Genomic DNA, 220 nt, shown 5'->3' on the forward strand with positions numbered 1-220 from the left:
CGGCAGATCCGGCGCCACTGGCCAGGCACCCACATCACCCTGCGCGGCGACGGCCATTACGGTCGCCCGGAGGTGATGGCCTTCTGCGAGGCCGAGGGCATCGACTACGTCGTAAGCGTCCGGTGACGCGGCGATCGACCGTCAGGTTGCCGCGGCGTCTGCGTCGCTTGGCAGGTTCCATGGCAGAAGCTCGGCGACACGGCTGACGGGATGGTCGGCG

General features: G+C 69.5%; 1 pseudogene. It reads left to right on the forward strand.

What is annotated here, in order from left to right:
- Positions 1-111 (forward strand): annotated as a pseudogene (locus E2C06_RS37165) (transposase); the annotation flags it as partial.
- Between the last annotated feature and the right edge of the window lie 109 nt (positions 112-220).

It is taken from the genome of Dankookia rubra (genome assembly GCF_004355005.1).
Lineage (GTDB): Bacteria > Pseudomonadota > Alphaproteobacteria > Acetobacterales > Acetobacteraceae > Paracraurococcus > Paracraurococcus ruber_A.